This window comes from Streptomyces sp. NPDC054863 (assembly GCF_053610825.1).
Genome location: NZ_JBSGZD010000024.1, coordinates 13,110 through 27,789, shown reverse-complemented (window position 1 = coordinate 27,789; position 14,680 = coordinate 13,110). Strand labels below are relative to the sequence as shown.

Genomic DNA, 14,680 nt, shown 5'->3' with positions numbered 1-14,680 from the left:
TGGGGCAGGCTGTCTCCTCCGGGATCACGGTCTGCCCCACTCAGGTCAGACGGGCGGCATCAGATCGCTCTCGCTGATGGTGTACGTCAGCAGGGGGTAGCGGAAGTCCGTTTCGTTGTTCTCACGGCGCCGTAGTCGGTAGAAATCGCGCTGCTGCTCCTCGTCGGCCGCCATGAGGCGTGCACCCTGCGGGAGGTATGCATGTCCGTCGCGGAACCGAACGGAAGTCTTTGACGTTCGAAAGGTCACGCCCAACCATTGATTGTCCGCCGCCGGGACGGGCTTGTCTGCCACGATCTTGTGCCTGAGCCGCCGATTCGTGTCGACAGAAAAAGCGACGATGCTGTGGTGGGCGAGAGGGATCTCGAATTTCTCACCAGCGGACCCCTTCGATTCGAAGACCAGCTTCCTCAACGGTCCCGCTTCGGGATGTTGGTAGCAGGAGAAGACGGCGATGAACGACTCGTTGGCCAGATCGAGGGCTTGGTCGGAATGACTGCCCATGGTGGTGTAGGCGTTCGTGTAGCTCTCGATGAGGGCGTTGTTGAAGCCGACCGAAAGCGCCGCACTTTCTTGAATCTGTTGTGCCAGCCGTTCGTGCACCGCCCGGAAGCGCTGCGTGGGGCTGCTGTATCGACTGGTAGTACGTACGAGAGGCACGCCGTCCGACTCGTCGACCTTGGTGAGCGTGGCGCCTCGCCGGCCTTTCCCTACGTCTTCCCAACGAGCCGACGCGGACAGCTCTGCAAAGAGATTCTCCTCGGTCGGCAGAGCGAACGAGAGGATCTCGTCCGAGATCCTAGACCCGGGGGGCATCGTAGTCCCCCGTGTTCATACTGAAGAGAAATTCGTCGCCGTAATCGATGAAGGACGATGTCCTGTTCTCTTCGGCGTACAGCCTGCGCAGCTCGTCCATCCCTTCCGGTGTGGGTGGCCCCAACTTCACCAGATCCCCGGCCACTTTGAGGAAGGTGTGGCCGTTCTTGTGAACGGCTTCGGCGCTCGAACAGCGCACCACGTATCCCAGGCGGGTCGGGAGCAATTCGGCGTCCAACGTGGAGGGTCGGATTTCGTGCGTATACAGGCGGTTGATGGACAGCGGCATGAAGAACACGGAGCCGGGATGGAGAGTCACGGTGAATTGCTGGGGGAGCGCGGCCCCGTCACATTCTTCGGGCGCCGGTTCTTTGAGGCGAAAGCGGAGTTTGGTCAGCCCGCTGACACCCTTCACGCCGTAGTCGAAGGGGTCTTCGGCCAGGGGCTGGAGTCCGTCGAGCCGGTCGTAGAAGGTGCAGAAGGCCATGATGCCGTTGACGGGCATGTCCTTGGTCTTGTCGGCATGGGCCGAGATCTTGGCCTTGGACTGCTTGCGCTCGGCCGTGGCAAGGGTGTTGTGGTAGATCTGAGCGAGGACGTGATTCAGCGGTGCCTGGTTCCGGAAGACGGTGGCGGCCTCGCGGTTCAGATCCTCGACGATGCGCGTGTCGGTGGGGCGAAAGCTCTCGGTGGGCCCCGAGAGATTCGTGGAGCACCGGAGCAGGCGGAAATGTAGTTCGTCACCATTCTGCGTGACGGGCGTCAGATAGATTCCGCTGCGATGGGCCGTTCCAGGCTTGGTGGACTCCGTCAGGGACTGGAACGCATGCTCCGCACGGATCCGTCCGAAGTGATCGGAGTCGAGGCCGAAAAATCGGCGGTAGTACACGCCGGCGCCGTGTACGCGGAGGGGGACCCGGCCGCTGTCGACGAGGGTCCAAGCTTTGCCGACGTCCTCGTGGTGACCGTGCGAAAGCTCCCGGACAACGAACACCCGGGCCGCCGCACGCAGTTGGGACCCGCTGATCCCGGATACATCGCCACACAGGTAGACGGTCTTCTGGGCAAGATGGGGCGAACCAGAAGCAAGGTCCTCTGTCGTGATGACGGTCCCGAAGAAATCCCTGACCAAGTCATTGTCCTGCAATGTCGAAGGCGCAACCAAGATGTTGCTCGCATCCTCGATGCAGGCCTCTGTCGGCTCTGTTGGGTACATCAGACGGCACCTGCCATTGCAGATCTTGGCGGATCATTCAGACCGTGGACATGGGAACGGCCCGCATTCTTCCGTTTGCGTGGCGAAGCGCAAACGACAAGGAGACGGACCGTTGAACCCTGATGCTCTCATGGGGTTCGACAGCGGGCAACGGGTTCTGCCGGGCCTGGGCCGGGGCGAGGAAGACGCAGGCGTCCGCGATGTCGGCGGGTGTGCCGACGCGAGCCATCGGGATGTCCGGGACGACCTGGGCGATGAGCTCGTCGCTCATCCAGCCGGTCTGCACGGGGCCTGGCGCAACGGCGTTGACCCGGATGCGCGGTCCGATGTCGAGTGCGGCGCCGAGCGAGCTCCGCGATGAGCATGGCGGGTACGGCGGCGTTGACGCGGCAGATCCGCTCGATGCCGGTCTCGGTGAGCGTGCCGAATGTATCGGCTTCCTCCCCGTGCGCGGCATCGGAGGGGCGCTCGTGTTCGAGAGAACCGGTGTGGGCGGCGCCGGGAACGTGGTGAACCGCGACGTGTGCGCCCTGCGCTGCGAGGCGGCCCTGTGGAACGGGGACGGCTGTCTGTGGAACGGGAACGGCTCAGGGAATTGGTCAGCGAGGTGAGGCGCCCTCGCTCTTTTCGAGACCGGCGAGTTCGATTCGAGCGGTGACGCCGAGTTTGGGAAATGCCTTGTAGAGGTGGTATCCGACAGTGCGTGGGCTGAGGAACAACTGCGCGGCGATGTCCCGGTTGGACAGTCCGCGCGCGGCCAAGCGGACGATCTTTCGCTCTTGCGGGGTGAGTACGGCCAACGCTCCGCCCGAGGTCTCCGTCTTCGCCACGACTTCCCCGGTGGCGTCGAGCTCGGCACGGGCTCGTTCCGCCCACGGCGTGGCGCCGTGCCTCCGGAACGTTTCGAACGCGTCGCGGAGCTGCGCCTGGGCCTCGGACTTCCGGCGCGTACGGCGCAGCCATTCCCCGTAGAGGAGAGCGGTCCGTGCACGATCGAACTGCCGGTCACCGGGGTGCAGCCGCAACGCGGATCGGTACAGCTCGGCGGCGTCTGCTTCTGGCGCGAGCAGCGCACGACAGCGCTGTACGTGTGCGTCGATCCACGGCTGCTTGGCATGGTGTGCCCAGTCCGTGAGCCGTGCGAGTGGCTCCTGTGCGAGGGCCGGCCGGCCGAGCCGCACCGCTGCCTCGATCAGGTCGGAGATGCTGCGCGAGCCGGGAAGCTGATGTCGCACCGGGCCGGTGTGCAAGGCGGTGAGCCGGGTGAGTGCGGAATCCCATCGGGCGTGGCCGAGGTCGAGCAGGGCCAGTGCCCACTGCGCCCAGGACATGCCGGCTGGGGGTGCGCCGGGTTCTGTCGCCGTGAGCGCATCCTCCGCGAAGGCGTGGCAGCGGTCCTCGTCGCCCGACAGTGCGGCCAGATAGGCCAGTACACCGCTGATCTCGGCGATCCACTGCCGGTGCCCGAGCTCCCGGGCGATCTGCAGTGCCTGGGTCGCCTCGTCCCAGGCGTCGGTGTGCTGGCTGAGGAAGGTCAGCGCGCGGGCGGCGCATGCCAGCACCGGCGGCGTGCGGCCGATCCATCCCCGCTCGCGGCACCGGGCGAGGAGCTCGTCCGCCACCCGGTGTGCCTCGGCGTCCTGGCCGGCGACCTGAAGGCTGGTGGCGCCGACGAGGATGGTGTCGTGCGGGCCGCCGAATCCCGTACGCCGGGCGGCTGCGATCCGTCGTGCGAGGGCCCCCGGGTCCCGGTCCCCCTGCCCGATCGCGGACCGCGTGGCACAGGTCAGCAGGCGGGCGACGTGGGTGAGCGGGTCGTCGGGCGGCAACGGCAGGGCATCCAGCCGGCCGGCGGTGTCCGCGATCTCGTGTTCCCCGAGATACCAGGCGGCGTGCACCGCGTCGATCAGCAGGTGAGCGGCGAGTGACGTGTCCTCGGCCCGGGTGAGCGCGGCTGCTTCGGTCAGCAACTCGCCGGCCGTGCGGAGCAGGCCGTGATGGAACGCCGCGGCGGCGCGAACCCGGACGGCGCGGACGGTCACGTCCGGCTCGTCGGTGCACTTCTCGCCGAGACCGGCGAGTTCCACCATGCGCTCGATGTCGCCTTCCTCGGCGGCTGCTTCGGCGGCCAGCACGAACCGGCGGGCGCGGTCCGCATCGGACGGTGTGAGGTGCGCCGCCCGTTCGTAGGCCGCCGCAGAGGCCGCGTAGCCGCTGCGCGCGGCGGCCCGCTGGGCGCTCAGCTCCAGTTCCGTGGCCACCTGCTCGTCAGGTCCGATGGCGACCACGGCGTGGTGCCAGGCACGCCGGTCGGCGTCCTGCGGCTGGTCGAGGGCTTCGGCGAGCGCCGTGTGCACCACCAGGCGGAGGCTGACCGGAGCTGCCTGATAAACGGCAGACCGTACGAGGGGGTGGCGGAATCGGACGGTCTGCTGGTCCACCCGGAGCAGCCCCGCCGTCTCGGCGGGCACCAGATCGGTCAGCCGGCAGCCGAGAGCGGCGGCTGCGCGCAGGACGACGTGGCGGTCACCGGTGTCCTCGGAGGCCGCGACGAGCAGCAGGTGCCGGCTCGGTTCCGGTAGCTGCAACACCTGGTCGAGGAAGGCCGCCTGGACCGTCTCCGTCATGGGCAGGGCCTGACCGGCGCCGACCGATCGGCCGGCGCCGAGAGCGGTCGGCAGTTCGAGGAGGGCGAGCGGGTTGCCTTGCGCTTCGGCCAGCACCCGGTACCGGTCGGCAGGCGACAGCAGGGCGGCGTGTTCGGCCAGCAGCCCTGCGGCGGCGGACGCGTCGAGCCCGGTGAGCGGCAGGTGGGGGAGCCCCTGTGCGGCGAAGCCGGTGCGGGCGCCGATGATCAACGCGATGCCCTCGGCGTCGAGCCGCCGCGCGGCGAAAAGCAGGGCCTCGGCCGATGCCCGGTCCAGCCACTGCGCGTCGTCGACGAGGCACAGTACGGGCCCACCGTCGGCGAACTCGGCGAGCAGGGACAGGACGGCGAGGCCGACGAGCATACGGTCGCCCGGTTCGGCCGGGACCAGCCCGAACGCCCCTCTCAGCGCACGCTCCTGCGGCGCGGGCAGGGCGCTGATCCGGTCGAGAGCAGGTCGCAGCAGCAAGTGCAGGCCGGCGAACGGCAGGTGCGCCTCGGACTCGATCCCCGTGCTGCGTACGACCCGTAGCCCGTCGGCCGCCGACGCCGCGTACTCCAGCAGTGCGGTCTTGCCGATACCAGGGTCCCCGGTGATGAGCAGGCCGGCACTGCGACCGGTCCGGCACCCCGCCAGCAACTGGTCGACGACCGATATCTCCCCACCCCGTCCGCGCATCACATGGCAACCCTACTTATGCCGACGGCACTTCCCCGGGTCGGACTACCGGGGCATGACAGATTCCCGTCCCGGCCCCCGGTCCTAGCTTGGTCATCACACCGCGACGGCCGAGGGAGAGTGACCATGTCCGACATCGACGAACTGGCCAGGAGATACCTGGCCAGTTGGAACGAGCGCGACCCGGCCAGGCGCCGAGCGCTCGTCGACGAGCTCTGGACCGACGATGCCCGCTACGCCGACCCGATCACATCGGCCGAGGGTCGCTACGCCATCGAGGACGTGGTGGCCACCGCCCAGCGGCAGTTCCCCGGCCTGGTGTACCGCATGGCCGGGAACGTCGACGCCCACCACCACGTGGCGCGCCTCGCCTGGGAACTGGCCCCTGTTGACGGGCCACCAGTGATCATCGGGCTCGCCGTCCTGATCGCCGAGCGGGATCGCCTGCGTCGCGTCTACAGCTTCCTCGACCCCGTTCCCGCAGACCCCCTTCACCAGGAGCAGAAAATGACCCCTGATCCGTCGACCCTGCACCCACTGCCGGCCCACGAGCGGGTGGTGTTCCTCAAACCCCTGGTCAGTTCGCCGTCGATCGTCGTGGGCGAGTACACGTACTACGACGATCCCGACGGCGCGACCGAGTTCGAGCACCGCAACGTGCTCTACGCCTACGGACCCGAACGGTTGATCATCGGTAGGTACTGCGCCATCGCGGCGGGTACCCGGTTCCTGATGGCCGGCGCCGAGCACCCGACGATGGGTGTGTCCACCTTCCCCTTCACCATGTTCGGCGGCGAGTGGGCCGAGAAGACCCTCGACGTCGTCACCTCGATGCCCAGCCGGGGCGACACGGTCGTCGGTAACGACGTCTGGCTGGGTCACCGGGCCACCGTCATGCCGGGCGTGCGGATCGGCGACGGCGCCATCATCGCCGCCGGCGCGGTGGTCACCGCCGACGTCCCGCCGTACACGATCGTCGGTGGCAACCCGGCCCGGCCCATCCGCCGCCGCTTCGACGATGCCGACGTCGACCGGCTGCTGCGTGCCGCGTGGTGGGACTGGCCGGTGGACCTGGTGAGTGAGCACGCTCGCACCCTCATGGCCGGCACTCCGGCGGACATCGCCCGCATCGCCGTCGAACAGGAACAGGAGCGGACGCCGTGACGCGGGTGTGCATCGAGGAGTACGGCGTGACCGACCGCGATGCCGGGCCGTACGGGATCACCACGGGCCCGGACGGTGCCCTGTGGCTCACCCTGGTCCACAGCGGCCGGATCGTCCGCCTGGTACCCGATGGCAAGCCGACCGACTACCGGCTCGACCCGGCTTGCGGGCCGACGGTCATCGTCCCGGGCCCGGACGGCGCGCTGTGGTTCACCGAGTACCAGGCGCACCGGATCGGCCGGATCACCACCGACGGCCAGGTCACCGAGTTCGCACTGCCCACACCCGACTGCGGGCCGTACGGCATCGCCGCGGGGCCGGACGGCGCACTGTGGTTCACCGAGGTGAACACCGACCAGGTCGGCCGGATCACCACTGACGGCCAGGTCACCGAGTTCCCGCTCCCGGTCAAGGGCGCGTTCCCCTCCGTGATCACCGCGGGGAGCGACGGCGCGATGTGGTTCACGATGAACCAGGCCCATGCGATCGGCCGGATCGACATGGACGGCGCGGTCACCGTCCGGCCACTGCCGACCGAGGCCGCCGGGCCCGTGGGAATCACCGCGGGCCGCGACGGCGCCCTCTGGTTCGTCGAGATCGCCGCCGGTCAGATCGGCCGGATCACCACCGACGGCCGGATCACCGAGTTTCCGCTGCAGGACAGCTCCGCCCGACCCCACGCCATCACTGCGGACGACACCGGCCGCCTGTGGTTCACCGAGTGGGCAGGCAACCGCATCGGCTCCGTGGCCCTCGACGGCACCATCGCCGCGCACGATCTGCCTACACCGAACTGCGAACCGCACGGAATCACCCTCGGACCGGACGGTGCGGTCTGGGCGGCGCTGGAGAACGGCACACTCGCCCGCATCACCTCACCCACCGACAACGCCTGAACAGGAGAACCCTCGTGGCCGTGACCTTCCACCACACCCTCGTCATCGCCACAGCCGGAAGCTCACGGGCGGGGTGGCGGCCAGGCTGTCGCGGTGCGGGATACAGGGGGATGTCCGCCCCGCGGTGCGGGGAGCCGGGGAGCGGGAGGGGGACCCCGTGCTGGGCTGGACGTGACGGTCGTCGAGGAGGGGCCGGACGCGCGAGCGGTCGAGCCGCCGGCGTCCGGGGTGCATCAGATCGGCCCGGGCAAGCGCCTGTCGCTGAAGGTGGACGTACCCGCCCAGGCCGTGTGCCCCGGCCTCAACCCCCTTGACGTGATGGCCTGTTCGCCCGAGGACGGCGACGCCCCCGAAGACGCCTGCCCGGCCCTCACCCTCACCTTCACGGACCCGGCCGTACGCGCCTACCGGGCGGAGGGCGCCACCCGGCCGCCCGGGACGTTCAGCGACCGCCTAATCGGGGTCCTGTCGCCATCAAGGTGCGCCGGGGAGGTGAAATCAAGGTGCGCGGGGCAAGGTGATGTCGACAGGATGCCCGGCATGACCGAGCTGCCGAGCAATGCCGTCCCGGCCCCCGCCGTCCTTGCCGCCTTCGGTGTGAAGGGTCCTGCTGTACCGCTGGTCGGTGGGCAGGGCCGAAGTGTTCGCGTCGGTGGGTTTGTCTTCAAGCCTGCCGAGGGCCCTGACAACGAGGCCGAGTGGGCGGCTTCCTTGTTCGAGGAGCTGGCGTCGTGCAGTGGCTTCCGCGTTCCGCTGCCGCTGCGGGCCGCCGACGGGCGAAGCGTCGTGGACGGCTGGACCGCCGACGAGTTCCTGACCGGTCAACCCGGTCCGCAGGGGCACTGGAGCGGTGTGCTCAGCGCAGGCCGTGCCTTCCACGCCGCTCTGCGAGGGGTGCCGCGGCCCGACTTCCTCGACCAGCAGGTGCATCCCTGGGCGGTGGCCGACCGAGTCGCGTGGGGCGAGCAGGCCGTCGACGTGATCGATGACCTCGCCGTACCGTTCTCGACCCTGCTGGAGCTGAGGCGTCCGGTGCGGCAGGACGAGGCTCAACTCATCCACGGCGATCTCACGGGCAATGTGCTGTTCGCTGCGGATCAAGTGCCTGCCGTGATCGACTTTTCCCCGTACTGGCGGCCCCCGCTGTTCGCCGAGGCCGTCGTGGTGGCGGACGGCCTGCTGTGGTTCGACCTTCCGTCCGACCTGCTGACGGCCGGCAGCGGTCATCCCGACTGGCCGCAGATGCTGGTCCGTGCACTGATCTTCAGGCTCGTCGCGCACAGCGAGAGTGCAGGGCCGCCGGGGCGGGCTCAGACGGGCGAGCCGAATCGCTATGCACGGGCAGCCGACGTCGTGGTGAGGAAGCTGGCGACGTTCTAGGACGCGTCTGGACGGAGGATGAGCTGCACACTCTGGGCCACGGATCGAATGTCCGTCTCGTACTGGGGAAACCGCTGTGGACGTGAGCATCTGCACCACGAGCGGTGATCTGCGCTTGTTCGAGTGGGGTGGTGACGGGGTGATGGGGGCGGGGAACTTCGCGACCGCGGGCGAGGGCTGGTCCCGCGTCCGGATCCAGGAGCCAGACCGATCGCCGGCCGATCGATGAGTTCCGGGTCGTGCGGAGGTCACCATGTGCAGGAGTGCTGCCCCCGACGCGCTCGTACCCGAAGGAGACCCATGGCAAAGCTCATCTACTCGATGATCACTTCGCTCGACGGCTACGCCGAGGCGGCGGAGGGCGACCTCGGCACCGGGGCCGAGGACCAGGAGGTGCATTCCTTCATCAACGACCTCTTCCGCCCCGTCGGCACGTACCTCTACGGCCGACGGATGTACGAGACGATGGTCTACTGGGAGACCGCGCACACCGAGCCCGACCAGCCGCCGCACATCCTGCAGTACGCCCGCGACTGGCAGGCCGCGGAGAAGATCGTGTACTCCACGACACTTGACTCGGTGTCCAGCGCGAAGACCAGGATCGAGCGGACCTTCGACCCGGACGCGGTGCGCAAGCTCAAGGCGGAGGCCGATCACGACCTCACCGTGGACGGTCCGAACCTCGCGGCCCAGGCGATCGCGGCCGGCCTGGTGGACGAGTACCACCTGTTCATCACCACGAGCGTGGTCGGCGGCGGCAAGCGGTTCTTCCCGGACGGCGTGCGCCTCGATCTCGAACGGGTCGAGGAGCGTGCCTTCGACAGCGGACTGATCTACGCCCGCTACCGGACCCGTTGAGCCGCACCATCGAAGAAGGGTCGTCCGACCATTGCTGTCATATGGATGACTCGAAGGAGCTGCACCCATACCATTCTCGGAAACGAGATCGTTTCCGATGGTGAAATCTCGTTCCCATGAGGTGCGTGGGGTCGAAGAGCATCGAGTGTCTGTGGGCGTGGGGCCGTTGTCGGCAAGGGATCTTGCCCAGCAGGCCGAACGTAAATTCTTGCGAGCGAAGGACGACGCGCTCGGCTTTGGCGCTGCAGGAGTGGTGGAACTGCTCACGCCCGTTGCGGCATTGGTCTGCAGCGGTGTGGTGGCAGCCATTCGTCATCTCGCATGGCCTCTGCTCGCGGGAGTCGCTCTGTACGGAGGAGTTGCTCGATGGCGGCGACGGCGGACCCGAAAATTATGGGGTACGCCATTCGCCGAACTGGACGGCGTGATCACCGAAATCGCTTTTCAGGTTCGGGTACCAAGGATCCCCGCGACTCGTGCTGGGGCCGGAGACTCTCGCGCTGCACCACAAGGGGGAGGAAGCGCGGAGAGCATTCGCGGCCATCATGCGTCACGAGCTCGCACACGTGAAGGCCGATGACCTGTGGTCGCACTGCATCATGATGGTTCTGCGGGCGCAGAACGTGGCCATCGGCGCCTTCTTCCTGGTCGCCGTGACGGTGTCCGACAGTTCTGCCCACGAGTCGATGGTGGTCACGATCCGCATCGTCGCCCTGGTCCTGATCGCCGAACTTGTGAGTCGTGCGTTCCTGCGGGCCCGCGAACATGCGGCGGACGCCCGTTCAACGGCCTACGATGCGGCGGCGATGAGCACCGTGCTGCGGGACGGCCCCTGCGCGCCCGGTCCCCCTGGCCGACACATGAAACGGCTTCTGCGCCACCCGACGTCGCGCGAGCGTCGCGCGACCCTGCTCGACCCCGATGTGTTGCTCAGTTCTTCGGTCGGACACGTGCTGCTGGCGGGAGCCCTCGCCGGGATCGCCCTCAGTACCCTTCAGGATCTGCTGCTTCGTTGGGCAGATCCCAAAAGTTCGCCGGACACTCCGATTGCCGCCGGTCTGGTCGGCGGCAGTTACGCGGCGGCGTCCACCCGGTTGGGCGGGGTCGAGGCCACCGGGATTCCCCTACGTGTCAGCACGCTGCTCGCCACGGCGGCAAGCGCCGTCTTGTTGTGCGGGTGGCTGCTGGTGGTGGCTGCTTCCTGGCGACGTTGGCATCCTGCGAACGCACACTTGCGCACGGCGCTGTGGCTCGGGGTGCCCGCCGCTGGCATCGTCGGGTCCTGGCTGGTCGCCCTGTCATGGACCTGGGCCATGCGGCTGCGTGCGATCGACCTGGGGTGCGTGGGTGATGCGGCGCGTGAGCAGCCGGTGTGCCTGTCCTCCAGCCCAGAGCTCGATGTGACCCGGTCCGTCGCTGAGACCTTCGGCCCGGGCCCGGCCCTCGTCGTCGTGATCGTCGCGGCAGCCCTGCCCTTGTTGCCGGCTGCCGCCGTGGCCGTGTTGCCGACGCAAGCCCGTGTGCGGAAATGAGACGGAGTCCGGCCCGGCGTCAGGGTGCTCCGTCGGTCAAGTGACTTCGCGCTTGCGGCTCGCCCCGGTCCAGGACAGGAGTCTCGACGCGTCCCAGGTGTTCACCACGCGTTCGGCGGGCACCCCGCCCTCCTCCGCCCGCGCGCATCCGATCACCTGCCAGTCCAGCTGGCCGGGGGCGTGCGCATCGGTGTTCACGGCGAACAGGGTTCCCGCCTCCACCGCCTTGCGGATCAGGCGACGGGGCGGGTCGAGCCGTTCGGGGCGGCTGTTGATCTCCACGGCCGTTCCGGCTGTTGCGCACGCCGCGAAGACCGCGTCCGCGTCGAATGCGGACTCGGGCCTGCCCCGGCCCGTGACCAGGCGCCCGGTGCAGTGGCCCAGCACATCGGCCCTGGGACTGCTGACGGCAGCCACCATGCGGCGGGTCATCGCCGCCGCGTCCATCCGCAGCTTGGAGTGCACCGACACCACGACCACGTCGAGCCGGTCGAGCAACTCCGGCTCCTGGTCGAGGGTGCCGTCGTCGAGGATGTCGCACTCGATGCCCGTCAGCAGCCGGAAAGGTGCCCACCGGGCGTTCAACTCGGCCACGAGGTCCAGCTGTTCGGCCAGTCGCTCGGGCGACAGACCGTGGGCCACGGTCAGCCGGGGCGAGTGATCGGTGAGCACGGCCCAGTCGTGTCCGACGTCCCGCGCCGCGCGGCCCATCTCCTCGACGGGACTGCCGCCGTCCGACCAGTCGGAATGCAGGTGGCAGTCGCCCTTCAGCAGGGCGCGCAGACGAGTGCCGGCGTCACCTTCGACGAGCGGAGTGAGGGCCTCGCCTTCGAGGCGCTCCAGATAGGCGGGCACCTCGCCGGCCAGGGCCTCGCTGATCACGCCTGCGGTCTTGGGGCCGATGCCCTTGAGCGATTCCAGGGTCCCGTGCCCGGCGCGCTCGGCCAGCTCGGCGGGTGTCAGCTCGCGCACCACCGCTGCGGCGGTGCGGAACGCCCGTACCCGGTAGGTCGGGGCACGGTGGCGTTCCAGCAGGAACGCGATGCGCTCCAGTGCCTCCACGGGCTCCATCGCCACCTCCGGCCGCTGTCGGGGTACCCACAGCCTTGTCGCACTTCCAGGCTCCCCCGGTACACACCGTTCGGCACCTCGGCCGCACCGTGCCCCGCCTCGGCCGCACCGTGCCCCACCCCGGCTTCTCCACCCGAAAGGTTTCACAGCGGGAAAGGAGGGAACTGCGCATTTTATGGTGCAAATCGGCTACACGATGATGACAGAGCAAGCAGGCCCCCGCGCTCTCGTGGGCGACGTGGTCGCGGCGGAGCGGGCCGGTTTCGACTTCTCCGTCACCTCGGACCACTACTTCCCCTGGCTGGAGTCGCAGGGGCACGCCCCGTACGCATGGAGCGTCCTCGGCGCCGCGGCCCAGGCCACCGAGCGGATCCCGCTGATGACGTACGTGACCTGCCCGACCGTGCGGTACCACCCGGCGGTGATCGCGCAGAAGGCGGCCACGATGCAGCTGCTCTCGGAGGGGCGGTTCCGGCTGGGCCTGGGCTCAGGCGAGAACCTCAACGAGCACGTGGTGGGTGCCGGCTGGCCTTCCGCGCAGGAACGCATCGACATGCTCGAAGAGGCGGTGGAGATCATCCGATCGCTCTTCGCGGGCGGCGACGTCAACCACCACGGCGCGCACTTCGACGTGGCGAACGCCAGGCTCTGGGACCTGCCCGACGTGCTCCCACCGATCGGGATCGCCGTCTCGGGCGAACGCTCCTGCTCCCTCGCCGGCCGCCTCGGCGACCTGGTCATCGCGACCGAGCCCAAGGCCGGCCTGATCGAATCGTTCGACCGGCACGGCGGCAGCGGCAAGCCCCGGGTGGGCCAGCTCCCGGTCTGCTTCGACACCGACCGGGACGCGGCGGTCGCCCGCGCGCACGACCAGTTCCGCTGGTTCGCCGGAGGGTGGCCGGTCAACTCCGAACTGCCGGGGCCCGCCGGTTTCGCCGGAGCCACCCGGTTCGTCACGCCGCAGGACGTGGCCCGGACGATCCCGTGCGGCGACCGCGTGGACGACTTCGTCGAAGCGGTACGCCCCTATGCCGAAGCGGGCTTCACCGAGATCGCCCTCGTCCAGGTCGGCGGCGAGCACCAGCGCCCGTTCATCGACTGGGCGGAGAAGGAACTCCTGCCCGCCCTCCGCACACTCTGAGGAGTTCTATACGGACGACAGCGACGGGGTTCGGGAGTTCCGGGTGTGCGCGGATCCGGCCGGGCCGCGCGACCACGGGGTGGGAACCGACCGGGCGGGCCGCTCCTGCGGCCATTTGGCTGTGTCGGACGCGGCTGCTGCGTTCCGCACGTCGATTTGCGGGTACCGCCACTCTCATGCCCCTCCACCCCACCGGCCCTGTGGTGCCCCCACCCCGGGGCGCGCTCTCCGCCTTCGTTGTCGACACGTTCCGGGGGACCGGCCCGGCGGCGGCCGACGGTCCGCTCCGGCAGGCCGCCCCGTACGGGGACGACCTGCAACTCGCCCTGTACCTCTGCTACGAGCTGCACTACCGCGGGTTCGCCGGAGTCGACGACGCGTACGAATGGGATCCCGCCCTGCTCGCCTTCCGCCGACAGCTGGAGAACCGCTTCCTGACCGCGCTGCGCCAGGACGCGACCCGCCCCCGCAGCGTCGACGAGGCCCTCGCGGAACTGCTCGTCGAACCGGTCCACGGGACCGGCGTTTCGCACTGGCTCAGCGACCGCGGCGAGTTGTGGCAACTGCGTGAGTACGCCGCCCAGCGCTCCCTCTACCACCTCAAGGAGGCCGATCCGCACGCCTGGGTGCTGCCCCGGCTGTGGGGACGGGCCAAGGCGGGCATGGCGGCGGTGGAGTTCGACGAGTACGGGGGAGGGCGGGCCGAGCGGGTGCACGCCGTACTGTTCGCGGACCTGATGGCCGACCTCGGGCTGGACACCTCCTACGGCCGATACGCGGACGCGGGCTGCGCGCAGGCCCTCGCCACCGTCAACCTCATGTCTCTCCTCGGCCTGCACCGCAGTCTGCGCGGCGCCCTGGTCGGGCACTTCGCCGCCGTCGAGATCACCTCGTCGCCCGGCTCACGCCGGCTCGCCCGGGCCATGGCGCGCACGGGGGCCGGACCTGCGGCCGAGCACTTCTACACCGAGCACGTCGAGGCGGACGCCGTGCACGAACAGGTCGTGCGCCACGACGTGATCGGCGGGTTGCTGGAGGCCGAGCCGCACCTCGCCGCCGACATCGTGTTCGGCATCGACGCGACCGGATTCCTGGAGGACCGGCTGGGGGAGCACCTGCTGGATCGCTGGCGGGCGGGCGCGTCGTCGTTGAGGGAGCCGCTGGAGCCGCTGGAGCCGCGGACGTCCGGTCCCGCGTCATGAGCCTCACCGGACTCACCGGACTCTTGGACCTCACAGGCCTCACAGGCCTCACAGGCCTCACAGGCCTCACAGGCCTCA

The 14,680-nt window shown here is 69.1% G+C and carries 12 protein-coding genes and 1 pseudogene; 8 read left to right on the top strand and 5 right to left on the bottom strand.

Features of this window, described 5'->3' with window-relative positions:
* Positions 1-45: 45 nt before the first annotated feature.
* The 4 genes from ACWGIG_RS07605 to ACWGIG_RS07590 all read right to left on the bottom strand — a co-directional run bounded on the left by ACWGIG_RS07605 (position 46) and on the right by ACWGIG_RS07590 (position 5,358).
* Positions 46-816 (bottom strand): hypothetical protein, encoded by a 771-nt coding sequence (locus tag ACWGIG_RS07605; RefSeq protein WP_453320606.1) that lies wholly within the window; start codon positions 814-816, stop codon positions 46-48.
* Positions 800-2,032 (bottom strand): hypothetical protein, encoded by a 1,233-nt coding sequence (locus tag ACWGIG_RS07600; RefSeq protein WP_453320605.1) that lies wholly within the window; start codon positions 2,030-2,032, stop codon positions 800-802. Before ACWGIG_RS07600 ends, ACWGIG_RS07605 begins: the two co-directional genes overlap by 17 nt.
* A gap of 37 nt (positions 2,033-2,069) precedes the next feature.
* Positions 2,070-2,489: an SDR family oxidoreductase gene (locus ACWGIG_RS07595; RefSeq protein ID WP_453320604.1), complete on the bottom strand. Its 420-nt coding sequence runs from the start codon at positions 2,487-2,489 to the stop codon at positions 2,070-2,072.
* Positions 2,490-2,631: 142 nt separating this feature from the next.
* Positions 2,632-5,358 (bottom strand): helix-turn-helix transcriptional regulator, encoded by a 2,727-nt coding sequence (locus ACWGIG_RS07590; RefSeq protein WP_453320603.1) that lies wholly within the window; start codon positions 5,356-5,358, stop codon positions 2,632-2,634.
* Between the two features lie 3 nt (positions 5,359-5,361).
* On the opposite strand from ACWGIG_RS07590, the pseudogene ACWGIG_RS07585 reads away from it, so the two are divergent.
* The 6 genes and pseudogenes from ACWGIG_RS07585 to ACWGIG_RS07560 form a co-directional block, all read left to right on the top strand.
* A pseudogene (locus ACWGIG_RS07585) lies at positions 5,362-5,709 on the top strand (nuclear transport factor 2 family protein); the annotation flags it as partial.
* A 156-nt stretch (positions 5,710-5,865) separates the two neighbouring features.
* Positions 5,866-6,522 carry a CatB-related O-acetyltransferase gene (locus ACWGIG_RS07580; RefSeq protein WP_453320623.1) on the top strand — a complete coding sequence of 219 codons (657 nt, stop codon included), beginning with the start codon at positions 5,866-5,868 and terminating at the stop codon, positions 6,520-6,522.
* A 5-nt stretch (positions 6,523-6,527) separates the two neighbouring features.
* On the top strand, positions 6,528-7,418 hold the full coding sequence (locus ACWGIG_RS07575) for a Vgb family protein (RefSeq protein WP_453320622.1): 891 nt from the start codon (positions 6,528-6,530) through the stop codon (positions 7,416-7,418).
* 171 nt (positions 7,419-7,589) lie between these two features.
* Positions 7,590-8,798: a hypothetical protein gene (locus tag ACWGIG_RS07570; RefSeq protein ID WP_453320602.1), complete on the top strand. Its 1,209-nt coding sequence runs from the start codon at positions 7,590-7,592 to the stop codon at positions 8,796-8,798.
* A 300-nt stretch (positions 8,799-9,098) separates the two neighbouring features.
* Positions 9,099-9,656, top strand: a complete 558-nt coding sequence (locus tag ACWGIG_RS07565; protein ID WP_453320601.1) for a dihydrofolate reductase family protein — start codon at positions 9,099-9,101, stop codon at positions 9,654-9,656.
* A gap of 476 nt (positions 9,657-10,132) precedes the next feature.
* Positions 10,133-11,188: a M48 family metalloprotease gene (locus ACWGIG_RS07560; RefSeq protein ID WP_453320600.1), complete on the top strand. Its 1,056-nt coding sequence runs from the start codon at positions 10,133-10,135 to the stop codon at positions 11,186-11,188.
* 36 nt (positions 11,189-11,224) lie between these two features.
* Here ACWGIG_RS07560 and ACWGIG_RS07555 read toward each other — a convergent pair whose 3' ends face one another.
* Positions 11,225-12,259 (bottom strand): PHP domain-containing protein, encoded by a 1,035-nt coding sequence (locus tag ACWGIG_RS07555; RefSeq protein ID WP_453320599.1) that lies wholly within the window; start codon positions 12,257-12,259, stop codon positions 11,225-11,227.
* Between the two features lie 175 nt (positions 12,260-12,434).
* On the opposite strand from ACWGIG_RS07555, the gene ACWGIG_RS07550 reads away from it, so the two are divergent.
* Both ACWGIG_RS07550 and ACWGIG_RS07545 read left to right on the top strand, forming a co-directional pair.
* Positions 12,435-13,400, top strand: coding sequence for an LLM class F420-dependent oxidoreductase (locus ACWGIG_RS07550; protein ID WP_453320598.1), 966 nt, complete (start codon positions 12,435-12,437; stop codon positions 13,398-13,400).
* A gap of 176 nt (positions 13,401-13,576) precedes the next feature.
* Positions 13,577-14,602, top strand: coding sequence for an iron-containing redox enzyme family protein (locus tag ACWGIG_RS07545; RefSeq protein WP_453320597.1), 1,026 nt, complete (start codon positions 13,577-13,579; stop codon positions 14,600-14,602).
* The last annotated feature ends 78 nt before the right edge of the window (positions 14,603-14,680 follow it).

Excerpts from the sequence above, each read along its gene's own strand:
- ACWGIG_RS07605 (WP_453320606.1), bottom strand. The coding sequence starts at position 816 with ATGCCCCCCGGGTCTAGGATCTCGGACGAGATCCTCTCGTTCGCTCTG.
- ACWGIG_RS07600 (WP_453320605.1), bottom strand. The coding sequence starts at position 2,032 with ATGTACCCAACAGAGCCGACAGAGGCCTGCATCGAGGATGCGAGCAAC.
- ACWGIG_RS07595 (WP_453320604.1), bottom strand. The coding sequence starts at position 2,489 with ATGCCGCGCACGGGGAGGAAGCCGATACATTCGGCACGCTCACCGAGA.
- ACWGIG_RS07590 (WP_453320603.1), bottom strand. The coding sequence starts at position 5,358 with ATGCGCGGACGGGGTGGGGAGATATCGGTCGTCGACCAGTTGCTGGCG.
- ACWGIG_RS07580 (WP_453320623.1), top strand. The coding sequence starts at position 5,866 with ATGACCCCTGATCCGTCGACCCTGCACCCACTGCCGGCCCACGAGCGG.
- ACWGIG_RS07565 (WP_453320601.1), top strand. The coding sequence starts at position 9,099 with ATGGCAAAGCTCATCTACTCGATGATCACTTCGCTCGACGGCTACGCC.
- ACWGIG_RS07555 (WP_453320599.1), bottom strand. The coding sequence starts at position 12,259 with ATGGAGCCCGTGGAGGCACTGGAGCGCATCGCGTTCCTGCTGGAACGC.
- ACWGIG_RS07550 (WP_453320598.1), top strand. The coding sequence starts at position 12,435 with ATGGTGCAAATCGGCTACACGATGATGACAGAGCAAGCAGGCCCCCGC.
- ACWGIG_RS07545 (WP_453320597.1), top strand. The coding sequence starts at position 13,577 with ATGCCCCTCCACCCCACCGGCCCTGTGGTGCCCCCACCCCGGGGCGCG.